Annotated in this window: 14 protein-coding genes; 11 read left to right on the top strand and 3 right to left on the bottom strand. The window is 73.8% G+C overall.

Translation table 11 applies throughout. The features are described from left to right. A partial coding sequence (locus KIS93_RS01360; RefSeq protein ID WP_186403523.1) for a SulP family inorganic anion transporter occupies nucleotides 1–1,412 on the top strand: 1,412 nt, incomplete at its 5' end. A 61-nt stretch (nucleotides 1,413–1,473) separates the two neighbouring features. Here the strand turns inward: KIS93_RS01360 and KIS93_RS01365 are convergent. After that, nucleotides 1,474–2,445, bottom strand: coding sequence for a tyrosine-type recombinase/integrase (locus KIS93_RS01365; protein ID WP_080046595.1), 972 nt, complete (start codon nucleotides 2,443–2,445; stop codon nucleotides 1,474–1,476). Between the two features lie 162 nt (nucleotides 2,446–2,607). Between KIS93_RS01365 and KIS93_RS01370 the strand changes: the two genes are divergently transcribed. The 4 genes from KIS93_RS01370 to KIS93_RS01385 are packed head-to-tail and all read left to right on the top strand — an operon-like array spanning nucleotide 2,608 to nucleotide 6,138. Continuing rightward, the gene (locus tag KIS93_RS01370; protein WP_080037682.1) at nucleotides 2,608–3,372 is read left to right on the top strand and encodes an SDR family oxidoreductase; all 765 of its coding nucleotides are present in this window, start codon (nucleotides 2,608–2,610) and stop codon (nucleotides 3,370–3,372) included. Nucleotides 3,373–3,423: 51 nt separating this feature from the next. Next, entirely contained in the window at nucleotides 3,424–3,651 is a 228-nt protein-coding gene (locus KIS93_RS01375) for a hypothetical protein (RefSeq protein ID WP_080037683.1), read from the top strand. Between the two features lie 10 nt (nucleotides 3,652–3,661). Then, nucleotides 3,662–5,419 carry a ferritin-like domain-containing protein gene (locus KIS93_RS01380; RefSeq protein WP_155126745.1) on the top strand — a complete coding sequence of 586 codons (1,758 nt, stop codon included), beginning with the start codon at nucleotides 3,662–3,664 and terminating at the stop codon, nucleotides 5,417–5,419. Then, entirely contained in the window at nucleotides 5,416–6,138 is a 723-nt protein-coding gene (locus KIS93_RS01385; RefSeq protein WP_080037685.1) for an alpha/beta fold hydrolase, read from the top strand. The genes KIS93_RS01380 and KIS93_RS01385 overlap by 4 nt, the downstream gene beginning before the upstream one ends. Nucleotides 6,139–6,746: 608 nt before the next feature. On the opposite strand, the gene KIS93_RS01390 is transcribed toward KIS93_RS01385, so the two are convergent. Both KIS93_RS01390 and KIS93_RS62910 read right to left on the bottom strand, forming a co-directional pair. Next, a complete protein-coding gene (locus tag KIS93_RS01390; protein WP_230466063.1) occupies nucleotides 6,747–7,445 on the bottom strand; it encodes a sigma-70 family RNA polymerase sigma factor in 699 nt (232 codons plus the stop codon). A gap of 554 nt (nucleotides 7,446–7,999) precedes the next feature. Beyond that, a complete protein-coding gene (locus KIS93_RS62910; RefSeq protein WP_222107165.1) occupies nucleotides 8,000–8,461 on the bottom strand; it encodes a hypothetical protein in 462 nt (153 codons plus the stop codon). On the opposite strand from KIS93_RS62910, the gene KIS93_RS62915 reads away from it, so the two are divergent. The 6 genes from KIS93_RS62915 (at nucleotide 8,429) to KIS93_RS01420 (ending at nucleotide 13,673) form a co-directional block, all read left to right on the top strand. Continuing rightward, complete coding sequence (locus tag KIS93_RS62915) at nucleotides 8,429–8,869, top strand: helix-turn-helix domain-containing protein (protein ID WP_222107166.1); 441 nt, start codon at nucleotides 8,429–8,431, stop codon at nucleotides 8,867–8,869. The two genes, KIS93_RS62910 and KIS93_RS62915, sit on opposite strands and share 33 nt — an antisense overlap. Further along, complete coding sequence (locus KIS93_RS01400; protein WP_080037688.1) at nucleotides 8,866–9,825, top strand: alpha/beta hydrolase; 960 nt, start codon at nucleotides 8,866–8,868, stop codon at nucleotides 9,823–9,825. Before KIS93_RS62915 ends, KIS93_RS01400 begins: the two co-directional genes overlap by 4 nt. Nucleotides 9,826–9,831: 6 nt before the next feature. Beyond that, the gene (locus KIS93_RS01405; protein WP_080037689.1) at nucleotides 9,832–10,599 is read left to right on the top strand and encodes an alpha/beta fold hydrolase; all 768 of its coding nucleotides are present in this window, start codon (nucleotides 9,832–9,834) and stop codon (nucleotides 10,597–10,599) included. A gap of 13 nt (nucleotides 10,600–10,612) precedes the next feature. Next, nucleotides 10,613–10,855, top strand: a complete 243-nt coding sequence (locus tag KIS93_RS01410) for a WhiB family transcriptional regulator (RefSeq protein WP_080037690.1) — start codon at nucleotides 10,613–10,615, stop codon at nucleotides 10,853–10,855. A gap of 33 nt (nucleotides 10,856–10,888) precedes the next feature. Further along, nucleotides 10,889–11,953, top strand: coding sequence for a ferritin-like domain-containing protein (locus KIS93_RS01415; RefSeq protein ID WP_155126749.1), 1,065 nt, complete (start codon nucleotides 10,889–10,891; stop codon nucleotides 11,951–11,953). Nucleotides 11,954–12,014: 61 nt separating this feature from the next. Beyond that, nucleotides 12,015–13,673: a sodium:solute symporter family protein gene (locus KIS93_RS01420; RefSeq protein WP_186403524.1), complete on the top strand. Its 1,659-nt coding sequence runs from the start codon at nucleotides 12,015–12,017 to the stop codon at nucleotides 13,671–13,673. The last annotated feature ends 8 nt before the right edge of the window (nucleotides 13,674–13,681 follow it).

The following is a 13,681-nucleotide window of genomic DNA, read 5'->3' on the forward strand; positions in this document are numbered from 1 at the left end:
CCATCATGAGCAAGCACGGCGCCACCGGCGTCCTCACCGTCGGGCTGATGGCGGGCCTGCTGCTCGTCGCGATCGCCCTCGCGCGGGCCGGACGGTACATGTCGCTCGTCCCCGCACCCGTCGTCGCCGGATTCACCGTCGGCATGGCCGGCGTCATCGGCCTCCAGCAGGTCCCCCAAGCGCTCGGCGTGCCCGCCCGCGACAGCGACAAGGTCGCGGTCGTCGCCTGGCACGCCGTCATCGACTTCCTCGCCAGGCCGCACTGGTGGGCCATGTCGATCACCCTCCTCGTGGCGGCGGCGCTGCTCGTGGGCGCGAGCCTGCGGCCCAACGTGCCGTTCTCGCTGCTCGCCGTCGCCCTCGTCACCGTCGTCGCCGAGCTGGCCGAGCTGCCGCTGGCCAGGATCGGGCACCTTCCCCAGGGGCTGCCCGCGCCGTCGCTGTCCTTCCTCGACCTCCAGGCGGTGCCCTCCCTCATCGCCCCCGCCATCGCCGTCGCGGCGCTGGCGTCACTGGAGTCGCTGCTGTCGGCCGCCGTCGCCGACAACATGACCGGACGGCACCGGCACGACCCCGACAAAGAGCTGTTCGGCCAGGGCATCGCCAACCTCGTCACCCCGCTGTTCGGCGGCATGCCCGGCACCGGCGCCATCGTCAGGACCGCCGTCAACGTCCGCTCCGGGGCGACCTCCCGGCTCGCGGCGCTGTCCCACGCGCTGATCCTCGGCGCCATCGTCTACACCGCCGCCGGGCTCGTCTCCAAGATCCCGCTCGCCGCCCTCGCGGGAGTGCTGCTGGCGACCTCCGTACGCATGGTCGAGCGCGACTCCGTACGCGCCATGTGGCGCTCCACCAGGAGCGACGCGGCCGTGCTCGTCCTGACCGCCGTGGCCACGCTCACCCTCGACACCGTGGTGGCCGTCATCCTCGGCCTGGTCGTCGCCGGCGCGCTCGCGCTGCGGGCCATCGCCAGGAACGTGCGCTTCTACCAGGAGCCGCTGCGCCACGACCTGCAGCCGCACCACACCGAGGACGAGCACGCCCTGCTCGCCGAGCACATCGTCACCTACCGGCTCGACGGGCCGCTGTTCTTCGCCGCCGCCCACCGGTTCCTGCTGGAGCTGTCGGAGGTCACCGACGTGTCCGTGGTGGTGCTGCGCATGCGGCTGGTCACCACCATCGACGCCAGCGGCGCGATGGTGCTGGCCGACACCATCGAACGGCTCGAAAGGCGCGGGATCATGGTGTACGTGTCCGGCATCCGCGACGGGCACCACCAGCCTCTCGAAGCGCTCGGCGTGATCGCCCGGCTCAGCCAGGCCGGGCAGGTGTTCGCCACGACCGACGAGGCCATCGCGGCGGCCCGCGAGCGGCTGCACACCTCCGGCATCGTGCCCCGCCTGGCGGGCTGACCGGCCCCTGCGGCCCGCCCCTTTCCGCCGCACGTACCGGGAATGCGGTGGAAGGGGGCGGTCAGGCGAGGGGGCGGGCGGGAGGGAGGCGGAGGCGGTCGACCGCCTCGCGGCGGGTGCGCTCGGGGCGGCGGTCGTAGCGGGCCGTGGTGGCCGGTGAGGCGTGCCCCACCAGGGCCTGCGCCGTGGCCAGGTCCACCCCGGCGTCCAGCAGCTCGCCGATGAACGTCCGGCGGAAGTCGTGCGCCGTGCGCCGCGCCGCACCCGCCGCCCCGAACCGCCGGGTCAGGATGTCGGCGATGCCCTGCCCGGTCAGCCCCACCGGCCGCCCGTCGCGCGTCCGCAGCCGCCCCGCCTTGCTGATCGGGCTGAACAGCGCCCCCGGCACGTTCCCGCGCACCGCCAGCCACCGCTCCACCAGCCCGATCGCGTCGGTCGTCAGGTAGACCAGGCGCTCCTTGTCGCGCTTGCCGCGCACCCGCAGCGACCGCGACCCCGGATCGTAGTCGGCCAGCGTCAGCCCGCCGAGCTCGGCGCGGCGGCACCCGGTCGAGTACAGCACGGCGATCAGCGCCGCGTCGCGCACCCCGGCCGGCGAGTCGTCGCACGCCGACAGCGCCGCACCGACCACCTCGGGCGGCACGTGGTGCCCGGCGGGCAGGCGGCTCTGACGTACCGGGGCCAGGTCGGAGGCGCGGGCGAGGTCTTCGGCGCTGGTCTGCCCCAGCCGCCACGCCTCCTTCAGCACCCGCCGCAGCGCCACCAGGTGCTTGTTCACGTACGCCGCCGACCAGCCCTGGTCGGTGAGCATCGTCCTGATCCGCACGGTGTGCTCGTAACGCAGCAGATGCCACGGCTGCCCCGCGCCGGTCGCGCTCTCGTCGCCGGTCAGCAGCCGGGCCAGCCGGTCAAGGCAGCCGCGCATCGTGCGCCGCGACTCGGGGCTGGTCAGGGAGTCGAGATAGACGTGGTACGGGTCGCGCGCCGGCTCGACCGGCAGCGCCCCCGGCTCGGACACGGCAGGCAGGCTCACGCCGACGATATTGCCACGACCCGCCGGCAGCCCGACGTCACGGAGGAGCACACGGAAGAAATTTCGCCCAGGCTGTCACGAGCCGGAGGGGCTGTCCGGTCTCAGGTGGGAACCGGGCGCCGCAGGAGGCGGCCCGGCGGACAGCAGAGAGGAACCCTCCCCATGAAGATCGTGGTGATCGGCGGCACCGGCCTGATCGGGTCGAAGCTGGTGACGAAGCTGGGCGAGCACGGCCACGAGGCCGTCGCGGCGGCACCGAACACCGGCGTGAACACCCTCACCGGCGAGGGGCTGGCCGAGGTGCTGAAGGGCGCCCAGGTCGTGGTCGACGTGTCGAACTCGCCGTCGTTCGAGCGGGACGCGGTGATGACGTTCTTCCAGACCTCCACCGGGAACGTGCTGGCGGCCGAGAAGGAGGCGGGCGTGGGGCACCACGTCGCCGTGTCGATCGTGGGCACCGAGCGGATGCCGGACAACGGCTACTTCGCCGCCAAGATCGCTCAGGAGCGGCTCATCGAGGAGTCCGGGATCCCGTACTCGCTCGTGCACTCCACCCAGTTCTTCGAGTTCGCCCGCGGCATCGCCGACGAGGCCACCCGGGACGGCAAGGTGCACATCGCGCCCGTCCTGTTCCAGCCGATCGCGGGCGACGACGTGGCGCAGGCCGTCGGCCGCACCGCCGTGGGCGCGCCGCTGAACGGCAGGGTCGAAATCGCCGGGCCGCGCCAGTACCGGATGGACGAGTTCTTCCGCCAGGCGCTGGCCGCCTGGGGCGACCCGCGCGAGGTGGTCACCGACCCGCACGCCCGCTACTTCGGCAGCGAGCTGGGCGAGCGGTCCCTGGTGCCGCTGGACGACACGCGGGCCGTGCTGGGCTCGATCACGTACCGCGACTGGCTCGACCGCGCCGCCGCCGACGGCAAGTAGGCCCATGACCGGGCCGGCCGGACATTCGTACACGCCACGTTTGGAGGAAAGATGAGCACCGGCGAGGACGGGTTCCTGCACGAGCTCGAGATCGAGGTCGAGGCGGAGGTGACCCTGGTCGAGGCCAGCCGCCCCGAGGAGGCCGCCGAGCTGCCGGTCGGCGACTGGCTGTTCGACCCCACGGACGCCGAGCGCGAGGAGATCGGCCTGCGCGGCCTGCTCGACGCGGTCGAGGTGCTGGAGGACGGCTCGCGGCGGCCGGACGACCATGTCGCGTGAGGTGCCGCTGATGACCGGCTCCGGCGTGTCAGGAATACGGGGGGCGCGGATCGACACGATCGACAGCCTGCGGGAGCACCTGCAGTGGGCGATCGAGCTGGAGCACGCGACGCTGCCGCCGTACCTCTGCGCCCTCTACTCCCTGGACCCGCGGCGCAACCCGGAGGCCGCCGAGATCGTCGGCAGCGTGTTCGCCGAGGAGATGCTGCACCTGGCGCTGGCCGCGAACCTGCTCAACGCCGTCGGCGGCCGGCCCGTCCTGGACACGCCGCGGATGCTCCCGCCCCATCCCCGGCGGCTGCCCCACGGCGACCGCTCCCTGGAGCTGTCGCTGGTCCCGTTCGGCGCGGAGGCGCTGGAGATGTTCCTGCGCCTCGAACGCCCGGCACCGCCCGGCGCCGCGCCGGAGGGCGACGAGTACGAGACGATCGGGCAGTTCTACGCCGCGATCGAGGAGGGGCTGCGCCACCTGTGCGAGCGGCTCGGCGAGCGGGCGGTCTTCTCCGGCGACCCGGCCCGCCAGGTGCACGCCGGCCACTTCCTGCACACCGGCGGGCGGCTCGTCGCCGTCCACGACCTGAAGACCGCGCTGGCCGCGCTGGCGGAGATCGTCGAGCAGGGCGAGGGCAACTCCCACGGCGAGGTCTGGGACGGCGACAAGGACGTCTTCCACCCCGAACGGGACGAGGTCGCCCACTACTACCGCTTGCAGGAGCTCAAGCTCGGCCGCCGCTACCGGCGCGGCGACACGCCGCGGTCCGGCCCCACCGGCGAGCCCGTCCACGTGGATCCGGACGGCGTCCGCCCGATGCCGCGCAACCCGCGCCCGGCCGAGCCCGGCAGCGCCGCCCGCCAGGCGCAGGAGGAGTTCAACCACACCTACTGCGCCGTCCTGCACCTGCTGGAGCGGGCCTTCGACGGCAGCCCCCGGCTGGTCGCGGTCGCCACCGGCATGATGTACGCGCTCAAGGCCCAGGCCCTGGCCCTCATGGGGGAGGCCGGCCCGACGTTCGAGTACGTCACGCCCGAGGAGCGGCGGTGGAGCACCGGCGACGAGCGGCGCGTCGTCGTCCTGCGCGACGGCCCCTACCTCGTGTACGGCCGCGTCCCGCTCCGGCGCAAACGCAAGATCGTCTCCGCCGGGAACGACGCGCTGACCTGGAAGACCGGCGAACCCCTAGAAACCGAGGATACCTACGCGCTGTGCCGCTGCGGCCACTCCGGCTCCAAGCCGTTCTGCGACGGGACACACGCCGTCATCGGGTTCGACGGCACCGAGGCGCCGCCGATGCGGCCGTACGAGGAGCTGCAGCACGTCCACGACGGGGTCGGCATCTCCGCGCGGCGGGTGGGGGAGCTGTGCGTCCACGCCGCGTTCTGCATCGGCCGCACCAGGCCCATCGCCGCGATGCTCGCCGACACCGCCGACAGCGACGTGCGCGCCGCCGTCATGGGCCGCATCGACCACTGCCCGTCCGGCTCCTACAGCTACGCGCTCGAACGCGGCGGCGCGCCGATCGAGCCCGACCTGCCGCAGGCCGTCTCCGTCCTGGAGGAGGAGGACGGGCTGGCCGGCGCGCTCTGGGTCACCGGCGGCGTGCCCGTCATCCGGTCGGACGGGCGGCCGCTGGAGATCCGCAACCGGGTCACGCTCTGCCGCTGCGGCCACTCCGGCAACAAACCCCTCTGCGACGGCACCCACCGGGCCATCGGCTTCCGCGAGGAACCGGCCCCACCACCACCTACAGACAAGGAACCGACGTCATGAACGAGCAGCCCGTCGTCGTGCTGGTGCACGGCGCCTTCGCCGAATCCGCGTCCTGGAACCGGGTCATCAGACGCCTGCAGCACGGGCACGGGCTGCGGGCGGTCGCCGTGGCCAACCCGCTGCGCGGCGTGGACAGCGACGCCGCCTACGTACGGGACGCCATCGCCGGCCTCCGGCAACCGGTCGTCCTCGTCGGCCACTCCTACGGCGGCATGGTGATCACCCAGGCGGCCGCCGGGCTGCCCGCCGTGCGGGCGCTCGTCTACGTCGGCGCCTTCGCCCCCGAGCCCGGGGAGAGCGCCTTCCTGCTGTCGGCGAAGTTCGAGGGCAGCACGCTGGGCGACGCGCTGCTCGCCTATCCGGTGGCGTCCGGCGGGAACGAGTTCCGCATCGACCCCGCCAAGTTCCACCACCAGTTCTGCGCCGACGTGGACGCCGAGGAGGCCGCGCTCATGGCCACGACCCAGCGGCCGGTGACCGAGCAGGCGCTGCGGGACGGGCTCTCCGCCGAGGAGCCCGCCTGGCGGGGCATTCCGTCCTGGTTCGTGCACGGGGAGCGGGACCGCAACATCCCGGCCGAGGCGCTGCGCTTCATGGCGGCGCGGGCCGGGTCGCGCGGCACCCAGGAGGTGCCCGGGGCCTCCCACGCGGTCGCCGTCTCCGAACCCGACGCCGTCACCGCCACCATCATCGAGGCGGTCCGCAGCACCGACGGCTGATCCGGCCAGGACGCGGCCCGCAGCTTTCGTGCTGCGGGCCGCGTTTCGTCGTGCCTGCTTCGCGCGTGGCACGGGCGCGGCGGCCAAGCCGTCATGGGTGCTGCGTGGCGAGCCTGCGGCGAGGGCGCGCCGGAGCCCCGCGCCGGGGAGGGCGAGGCGGCGTGTGCCGACCGCCGGGCGCTGACGGGCCAGTGACTTGGCGGGAGGGAAGCGCTGGCGGGGCCGCCGGCCGGTGGACGGGCTTCCGGCGACGGCCGAGCCCGGCCCGGGCCGGCTGGGTGTGCGCCGGACCGCCCGAGCGCGTGATGGGCGGGCGCTGACGGCGCGAGCGGCCGGCGAAGGGCGGGGCTGACGGGCTGGCACGCGTGCACGTGGCGGTGGCTGACGGCTCGCGTGGCGACGTGCCGGTGGCGACGCGCGTCGCGGCACGTGGGTGGCGGAGCGCGCGGCGGCGCATGGGTGGTGGAGCGTGGGGGACGACGCTTGAGCGGCGGCGTGCGGGCGGCGCAGCGCGAGGGGCGGCGTGCGGGGGCGGTGCGTGGTGGCGCGCGGGTGGCGCGCGAGCGGTGGTGCCCGGCGCGCCGGTCGAGGTGGGGATGGGCCGGGGGTCAGTGGGTGGGGGTGGCCGAGGCGGGGGTGGGCCGGCGGGTGACGGAGGTGGCGAGCAGGGCTTCCAGGTCGGCGAGGTCGCCGGTCCGGGCCGCCGACAGGAACGCGCGCACGAGGCGCCGGTGCGTCAGCGCGTCCACCGGGTGGAGCCGCCCGCCCGACAGGTGGTGGCGGGCGCGGCGCAGGAGCTGGCGGGTGTGGTCCTCGCCCAGGCGGAGGATCTCGCCGATCTGCCGGTACGGGTAGTCGAAGGCGATGCGCAGCAGGTAGACGGCCCGCTCCGCCGGCGTGAGCCGCTCCAGCAACATCCGGATCGCCTCGTCGACCGCCTCGTGCCGCTCGGCCGCCGTCTCCGGGCCGGCGGCGTGGTCGGGCGTCTCGGGCAGCCAAGGGCCGGCGGAGGTCTCGCGGCGCTTGCGGGCGGACTGGGTCACGTTGATGGCCAGCCTCGTGGTCGTCAGCGCGAGGAACGCGGCCGGGCTGAGCACCACGGAGCGGTTCGCGCGGGCCCAGCGCAGCCACGTCTCCTGCACCACGTCCTCGGCCTCGCCCACGTCCTGAAGCACGCGCAACCCGATCGCGTAGAGCCGCGGCGCGGCGCTGACGAACGTCGCGGCGGCGCCGTCCCATCCGTTGATCGACCGGTCGTCGATCGGCTCCATGTGGCCTCTGCGCGACTCCAGCAGGTTGATGGTCACGATCTCAACTCCGTTCACAGCCGGCATCCGGCGGATGCCACTGGCTTCACGGTCGTTGCTCGGACCCCTCCGTCGCGCCCTGGGGAGGCCGTAGTCCATACCCTGGTCCGGGTACCCGGGTGCCCCCTAGGGCCCTGGGGTGAGTACCCGGGTGCCGGCCCGTGATCGCGTGGTGCCGGGCCCGTCGCAGGACGTCAGGGTGCCTGCCGATCGAGGACGGAGGCTCGGTGCCCATGGCGAACACAGGGCTCCGCGGGCGACGGGCGGAGTGCGAGACGCTGGATCGGCTTGTGGCGACCGTACAGGGCGGGCGCAGCTCGGTCCAGATTCTGCGCGCCCTTCCTCGATCGTCTCGGACGCCTGCCGCAGCCGCAGCGCGAGGCGCTCGCCACGGCGTTCGGCCTGAGCGAGGGGACACCGCCGGATCGGTTCCTGGTGGGGCTGGCGGTGCTCAGCCTGCTCGCGGACACGCGTGACGTGGCGTTGCGGGGCGAGGGCAAGGTGGCCAGCGCGACCCAGTGGGCGAGGGCCGTCCTGCACAACGGGCACGGCCGCTACGAGGAGGCGTACGAGGCGGCCGAGCGCGGCGCTGAGAACCCGCTGGAGCTGGGGCTGTCCACCTGGTCCACGATCGAGCTGGTCGAGGCCGCCGCCAGGAGCGGGCGGCCGGCCCGCGCCGCCGAGGCCGCCCGCAGGCTCGACGAGATGGCCAGGGCGAGCGGCACCGACTGGGCGCGCGGCACGTCGGCGAACGCGCGCCCCAGGTCAGCGAGGGGCCGGCGGCCGACGCCCTGTACCGGGAGGCGATCGAGCGGCTGGGCCGGGCCGGGGTCCGGACGGCGCTCGCCCGCGCCCGCCTGCTCTACGGTGAGTGGCTGCGCAGGGAGGGGCGCCGGGTCGACGCCCGCGAGCAGCTGGGCCTGGCGTACGAGCTGCTCGGCGCGATGGGCGCGGACGCGTTCGCCGAACGTGCGCGGCGGGAGTTGCAGGCCACCGGCGAGACGATCCGCAGGCATCCCGCCGAGGCGGGCCCCGCGCTCACGGCCCAGGAGGCGCAGATCGCCCGCCTGGCCGCCGAGGGCCTGACCAACCCGGAGATCGGCGCCCAGCTCTCCATCAGCCCGAACACCGTCGAATGGCACCTGCGCAAGGTCTTCACCAAGCTCGGCATCACGTCCCGCAAGCACCTGCGCACCACCCTCCCCGCCCGCCCCACCGCCCCGCCCGCGGACGTGCCGCGCGCCCCAGGAGGGACGCGGCGGCCGGGGAGGCGGCGGCCACCGCCTGACGGCGGCGTCCCGCTCGCGCCGCGCGACCACCTTTCCCCGCCCTCTGTCACGAACCGCGGGCGCCGTCCGGTCCAAGGGGGCGAGGGCCGGCCGGGAAGGCCGGCCGCCAGTGAGGGAAACGGAGACCGCCCATGAACGACCCCATCCTGGAGCCGGCGGCGCAGGCGTTCGCCGAGGCCGCGGCCCGGCCCCCGTTCGTGTACGAGCTGGGCCCGGCCGGCGCCCGCAAGCTGCTGGACGACGTACAGGCGGGCCCCGTGCCCATGCCGGACGTCGACGAGAAGTGGATCATCGTGCCGGCCGGGGCCGGCGACGTGCGGGTGCGCATCGTCAAGCCGCTGGGCGCGGCGGGCACGCTGCCGACGGTGCTGTACGTGCACGGCGGCGGCTGGGTGCTGGGCAACGCGGGCACCCACGACCGCCTCGTCCGCGAGCTGGCCGTGGGGACGGGCGCGGCGGTGGTGTTCGTCGAGTACGACCGCTCGCCGGAGGCGCGTTACCCGGTGGCGATCGAGCAGGCGTACGCGACCGCCCAGTGGATCGTCAAGGAAGGCGCGGCGGAGGGCCTGGACGCGTCCAGGCTGGCGGTGGCGGGCGACTCGGTCGGCGGGAACATGACCGCGGCCCTGACGATCATGGCGAAGCGGCGCGGCGACGTGCGTTTCGTGCACCAGTCGCTGTACTACCCGGTCACGGACGCGGGCCAGGACACCGGCAGCTACCGCGAGTTCGCGAACGGCCCGCACCTGACGGCGAGGGCGATGGCCTGGTTCTGGGACGCGTACATCGCCGACCCCGCCCAGCGCGCCGAGATCACCGCCTCCCCGCTGCGCGCGAGCCTGGAGGACCTGGCGGGCCTGCCGCCCGCGTTCGTCGTCGTGGACGAGAACGACGTGCTGCGCGACGAGGGCGAGGCGTACGCCCGCAAGCTGACGCAGGCCGGCGTCCCGACGACCAGCGTCCGCTACAACGGCACGCTGCACGACTTCATGATGCTCAACCCCGTGCGCGAGACCCGCGCCGCGCGGGCCGCGACCGCCCAGGCCGTCGAGGTGCTCAAGGCCGCGCTGCGCGGCGACGCGGGGAAGTGACGGCCGGTGCCCGCGATCCTCATTCACGGCGTTCCCGACACGCACCGCGTCTGGGCGGGCGTGCGCCGGCACCTGACGCGTACGGACGTGGAGGCGTGGGACCTGCCGGGTTTCGGCGCCCCGCGCCCGGCCGGTTTCGGCAGCACCAAGGAGGAGTACGCCGCCTGGCTGATCGACCGGCTGGAGCAGGTCGGCGAGCCGGTCGACCTGGTCGGCCACGACTGGGGCTGCATCCTGACCGCCCGGGTCGCGTCCCTGCGGCCCGACCTGGTACGCACCTGGGCGGGCGGGAACGGCCCGGTCAGCGCCCGCTACGCGTGGCACCCCCTGGCGCGGATCTGGCAGGACCAGGCCGAGGGTGACCGGTTCATGGCCGGCCTCGACCCGGACCGGTTCGCCGACGACGTGGCCGCCGGCTTCGAGGTGCCCGCCGACCTGGCCCGCGAGATGATGCGGCACGTCGACGAGCCGATGAAGGACAGCATTCTCCGGCTCTACCGATCGGCGCTGACGATGGGCGCCGAGTGGGAGCCGGAGCTGGCGAAGGTGAGCGCGCCCTGCCTCGTCATCTGGGGCTCGCGCGACCCGGCGTGCCCGGTGGAGTTCGCCGACGAGCTGGGCCGGGCCGTGCGGGCGGAGCGGGTGGTCAAGCTCGACTGCAACCACTGGCCGCCGCTGCAGCGGCCCGAGCAGGTGGCCGCCGCCCTTGAGGAGCACTGGCGGCGCCACCCGGCGCCGGAAGGCGGAGACCGTGGCCGCTCAGCCGGGTCGTGAGCCCCGTTCGCCCTTGCGCTGGACCGCCCGCGCCGCCTGCCAGGACGCGGATCCCGCGCTGTTCTTCCCCATCACCTGGGCCGACCATCCCGGCCACCGCGAGGAGCAGGCCCGGCGCATCTGTCGGGGCTGCCCCGTGCGGGCGATCTGCCTCGACTGGGCTCTGAGCACCGGCGAGCCGGACGGCATGTGGGGCGGCACCACCCCTGAGGAGCGGCGCCGCCTGCGCGGCCGCCGGGGCCTGGCCACGGCCTGACCCGTCCCTACCACTCCCATCGAAGAGGACCTGATGAACGACCTGGAACCGGGACGCGACAGCACGGCTCCCGGCCCGGCACCGATCGACACTCTCGACAGCCTGCGGGAGCACCTGCAGTGGGCGATCGAGCTGGAGCACGCGACGCTGCCGCCGTACCTGTGCGCCCTGTACTCGCTGGACGCGGAGCGCAACCCCGACGCCGTGGAGGTGGTCGGCAGCGTGTTCGCCGAGGAGATGCTGCACCTGGCGCTGGCGGCGAACCTGCTCAACGCCGTCGGCGGCCGGCCGCGCCTCGACACGCCCGGGATGTTGCCGCCCTACCCGCGGCGGCTGCCGCACAGCGCGCTGGAGCTGTCGCTGCTGCCGTTCGGGCCGCAGGCGCTGGAGATGTTCCTGCGGCTGGAGCAGCCGGCGCCGCCCGGTGCGCCGCCGGAGAGCGAGGGGTACGAGACGATCGGGCAGTTCTACGACGCCATCGAGCGAGGGCTGCGCCACCTGTGCGAGCGGCTGGGCGAGCGGGAGGTGTTCAGCGGCGACCCCGCCCGCCAGGTGAGCGGCACCCACTTCCGGCACACGGCGGGCATGCTGTTCGCGGTGGAGGACCTGGAGTCGGCGCTCGGGGCGCTGGAGGAGATCGTCGAGCAGGGCGAGGGCACCTCCAGGGGCCAGGTCTGGGACGGCGACCACGACGTCTTCCACCCCGACCGGGACGAGGTCGCCCACTACTTCCGCTTCGAGGAGCTGAAGCTCGGCCGCCGCTACCGGCGCGGCGACTCCCCGAAGTCCGGCCCCACCGGCGAGCCGATCGCGGTGAACCTGGCCGCCGTCCGCCCGATGCGGCCCGACCCGCGGCTGTCGGACCACGCGCCGGGCAGCGACGTGCGCACGGCGCAGGAGGAGTTCAACCGCACCTACCGCACGCTGCTGAACCAGCTGGAGCAGGCGTTCAACGGCGACCCGAAGCTGCTCGGCACCGCCGTCGGCACCATGTACGGCCTCAAGGGGCAGGCCGCCGCCCTGATGCTGCTGCCCGACGGCGGGGGCACCGTCGCCGGCCCGACCTTCGAGTACGTGCCGCTCGATTCGCGCCCGTAAGCGGCGTCGTCGCCCGGCCCGCCTCCGTGCGGCCGGAAGGACATCCCAGGAGGACCTTGTCGTGGACAACCCCTTGAGGATCGGCGCGGAACCCGTCGACTACGTGCTGATCCTCATCTACTTCGCCGTCGTCCTGCTCGTCGGGGTGGCCGCGCGCCGGCGGATCTCCAGCAGCCTCGACTTCCTGCTGTCGGGGCGCTCGCTGCCGGCCTGGATCACCGGGCTGGCGTTCATCTCGGCCAACCTCGGCGCCGTCGAGGTGATCGGCATGTCGGCCAACGGCGCCGAGTACGGCATGCCGACCATGCACTACTACTGGATCGGCGCCGTCCCCGCCATGCTGTTCCTCGGCGTCGTCATGATGCCGTTCTACTACGGCTCCAAGGTGCGCAGCGTGCCGGAGTTCATGCGCCGCCGCTTCGGCCCCGGCGCGCACCTGGTGAACGCGATCACCTTCGCGCTCGCCCAGGTGCTGATCGCGGGCATCAACCTGTTCCTGCTGGCCACCGTCGTCAACGGCCTGCTGGGCTGGCCGCTGTGGGTGGCGCTGATCCTGGCCGCCGCGATCGTGCTCAGCTACATCACGCTCGGCGGGCTGTCGGCGGCCATCTACAACGAGGTGCTGCAGTTCTTCGTCATCGTCGCCGCGCTGCTGCCGCTCACCCTCATCGGGCTCAACCGCGTCGGCGGCGTCGGCGGCCTGATCGACCACATCCAGGACAGCGAGGAGCTGCGCTCGTGGCCGGGCACCGCGCTGGCCGGGTTCGACAGCCCGGTCCTGTCGGTGGCCGGGATCGTGTTCGGGCTGGGCTTCGTGCTCTCCTTCGGCTACTGGACGACGAACTTCGTCGAGGTGCAGCGAGCCATGGCGACCAGCTCGACGACCGCCGCGCGCAACACGCCGATCATCGCCTCGTTCCCGAAGATGTTCATCCCGTTCGTCGTCGTGATCCCCGGCATGATCGCCGGGGTGCTGGTGCCCGAGGTGGCCCGGCTCAAGGCCGGCGACCCGGCCGCCGGGGTCACCTACAACGACGCCATCTTGCTGCTCATCCGCGACACGCTGCCCACCGGCCTGCTCGGCGTCGCCCTGACCGGGCTGCTGGCGGCGTTCATGGCGGGCATGGCCGCCAACATCTCCGCCTTCAACACCGTCTTCAGCTACGACCTGTGGCAGACGTACGTGAAGAAGGGCCGCTCCGACGGCTACTACCTGAAGGTCGGCCGGTGGGCCACGGTCGGCGCGACGCTGCTGGCGATCGGCACCGCGTTCATCGCCGCCGGCTACGGCAACCTGATGACCTATCTGCAGACGCTGTTCGGGTTCTTCAACGCGCCGCTGTTCGCCACGTTCATCCTCGGCATCCTCTGGAAACGCATGACCGCGACCGCCGGGTGGGCGGGGCTGGTGTCCGGGACGCTCGGCGCGATCGCCGTGTGGCTGGCCAACGAGCTCGGGGCCATCTCCCTGCCCGGCCAGGGCGCGGCGTTCGTGTCGGCCGGCGTGGCGTTCGTCGTGGACCTCGTGGTGAGCGTGCTGGTCAGCCTGGTCACCGCGCCGAAACCGGCGGCGGAACTGGGCGGGCTCGTCTTCTCCGGGACGCCCGCCAGGCTCCGCACGGACCCGGCCGCGACCCGGCTGCCGTGGTACCGGACGCCGGTCAAGCTCGCGGGCCTGTCCCTGCTGCTCGTCACCACCCTGAACGTGATCTTCCGATGACCACCCGC

The sequence above is a fragment of the [Actinomadura] parvosata subsp. kistnae genome (assembly GCF_900323885.1).
GTDB classification, from domain to species: Bacteria; Actinomycetota; Actinomycetes; order Streptosporangiales; family Streptosporangiaceae; genus Nonomuraea; species Nonomuraea composti.

Bases quoted from the DNA above. Each gene is read 5' to 3' on its own strand.
- KIS93_RS01370 (WP_080037682.1), top strand. From the start codon at position 2,608: ATGAAGATCGTGGTGATCGGCGGCACCGGCCTGATCGGGTCGAAGCTG.
- KIS93_RS01375 (WP_080037683.1), top strand. From the start codon at position 3,424: ATGAGCACCGGCGAGGACGGGTTCCTGCACGAGCTCGAGATCGAGGTC.
- KIS93_RS01380 (WP_155126745.1), top strand. From the start codon at position 3,662: ATGACCGGCTCCGGCGTGTCAGGAATACGGGGGGCGCGGATCGACACG.
- KIS93_RS01385 (WP_080037685.1), top strand. From the start codon at position 5,416: ATGAACGAGCAGCCCGTCGTCGTGCTGGTGCACGGCGCCTTCGCCGAA.
- KIS93_RS62910 (WP_222107165.1), bottom strand. From the start codon at position 8,461: ATGCCTGCGGATCGTCTCGCCGGTGGCCTGCAACTCCCGCCGCGCACG.
- KIS93_RS01400 (WP_080037688.1), top strand. From the start codon at position 8,866: ATGAACGACCCCATCCTGGAGCCGGCGGCGCAGGCGTTCGCCGAGGCC.
- KIS93_RS01415 (WP_155126749.1), top strand. From the start codon at position 10,889: ATGAACGACCTGGAACCGGGACGCGACAGCACGGCTCCCGGCCCGGCA.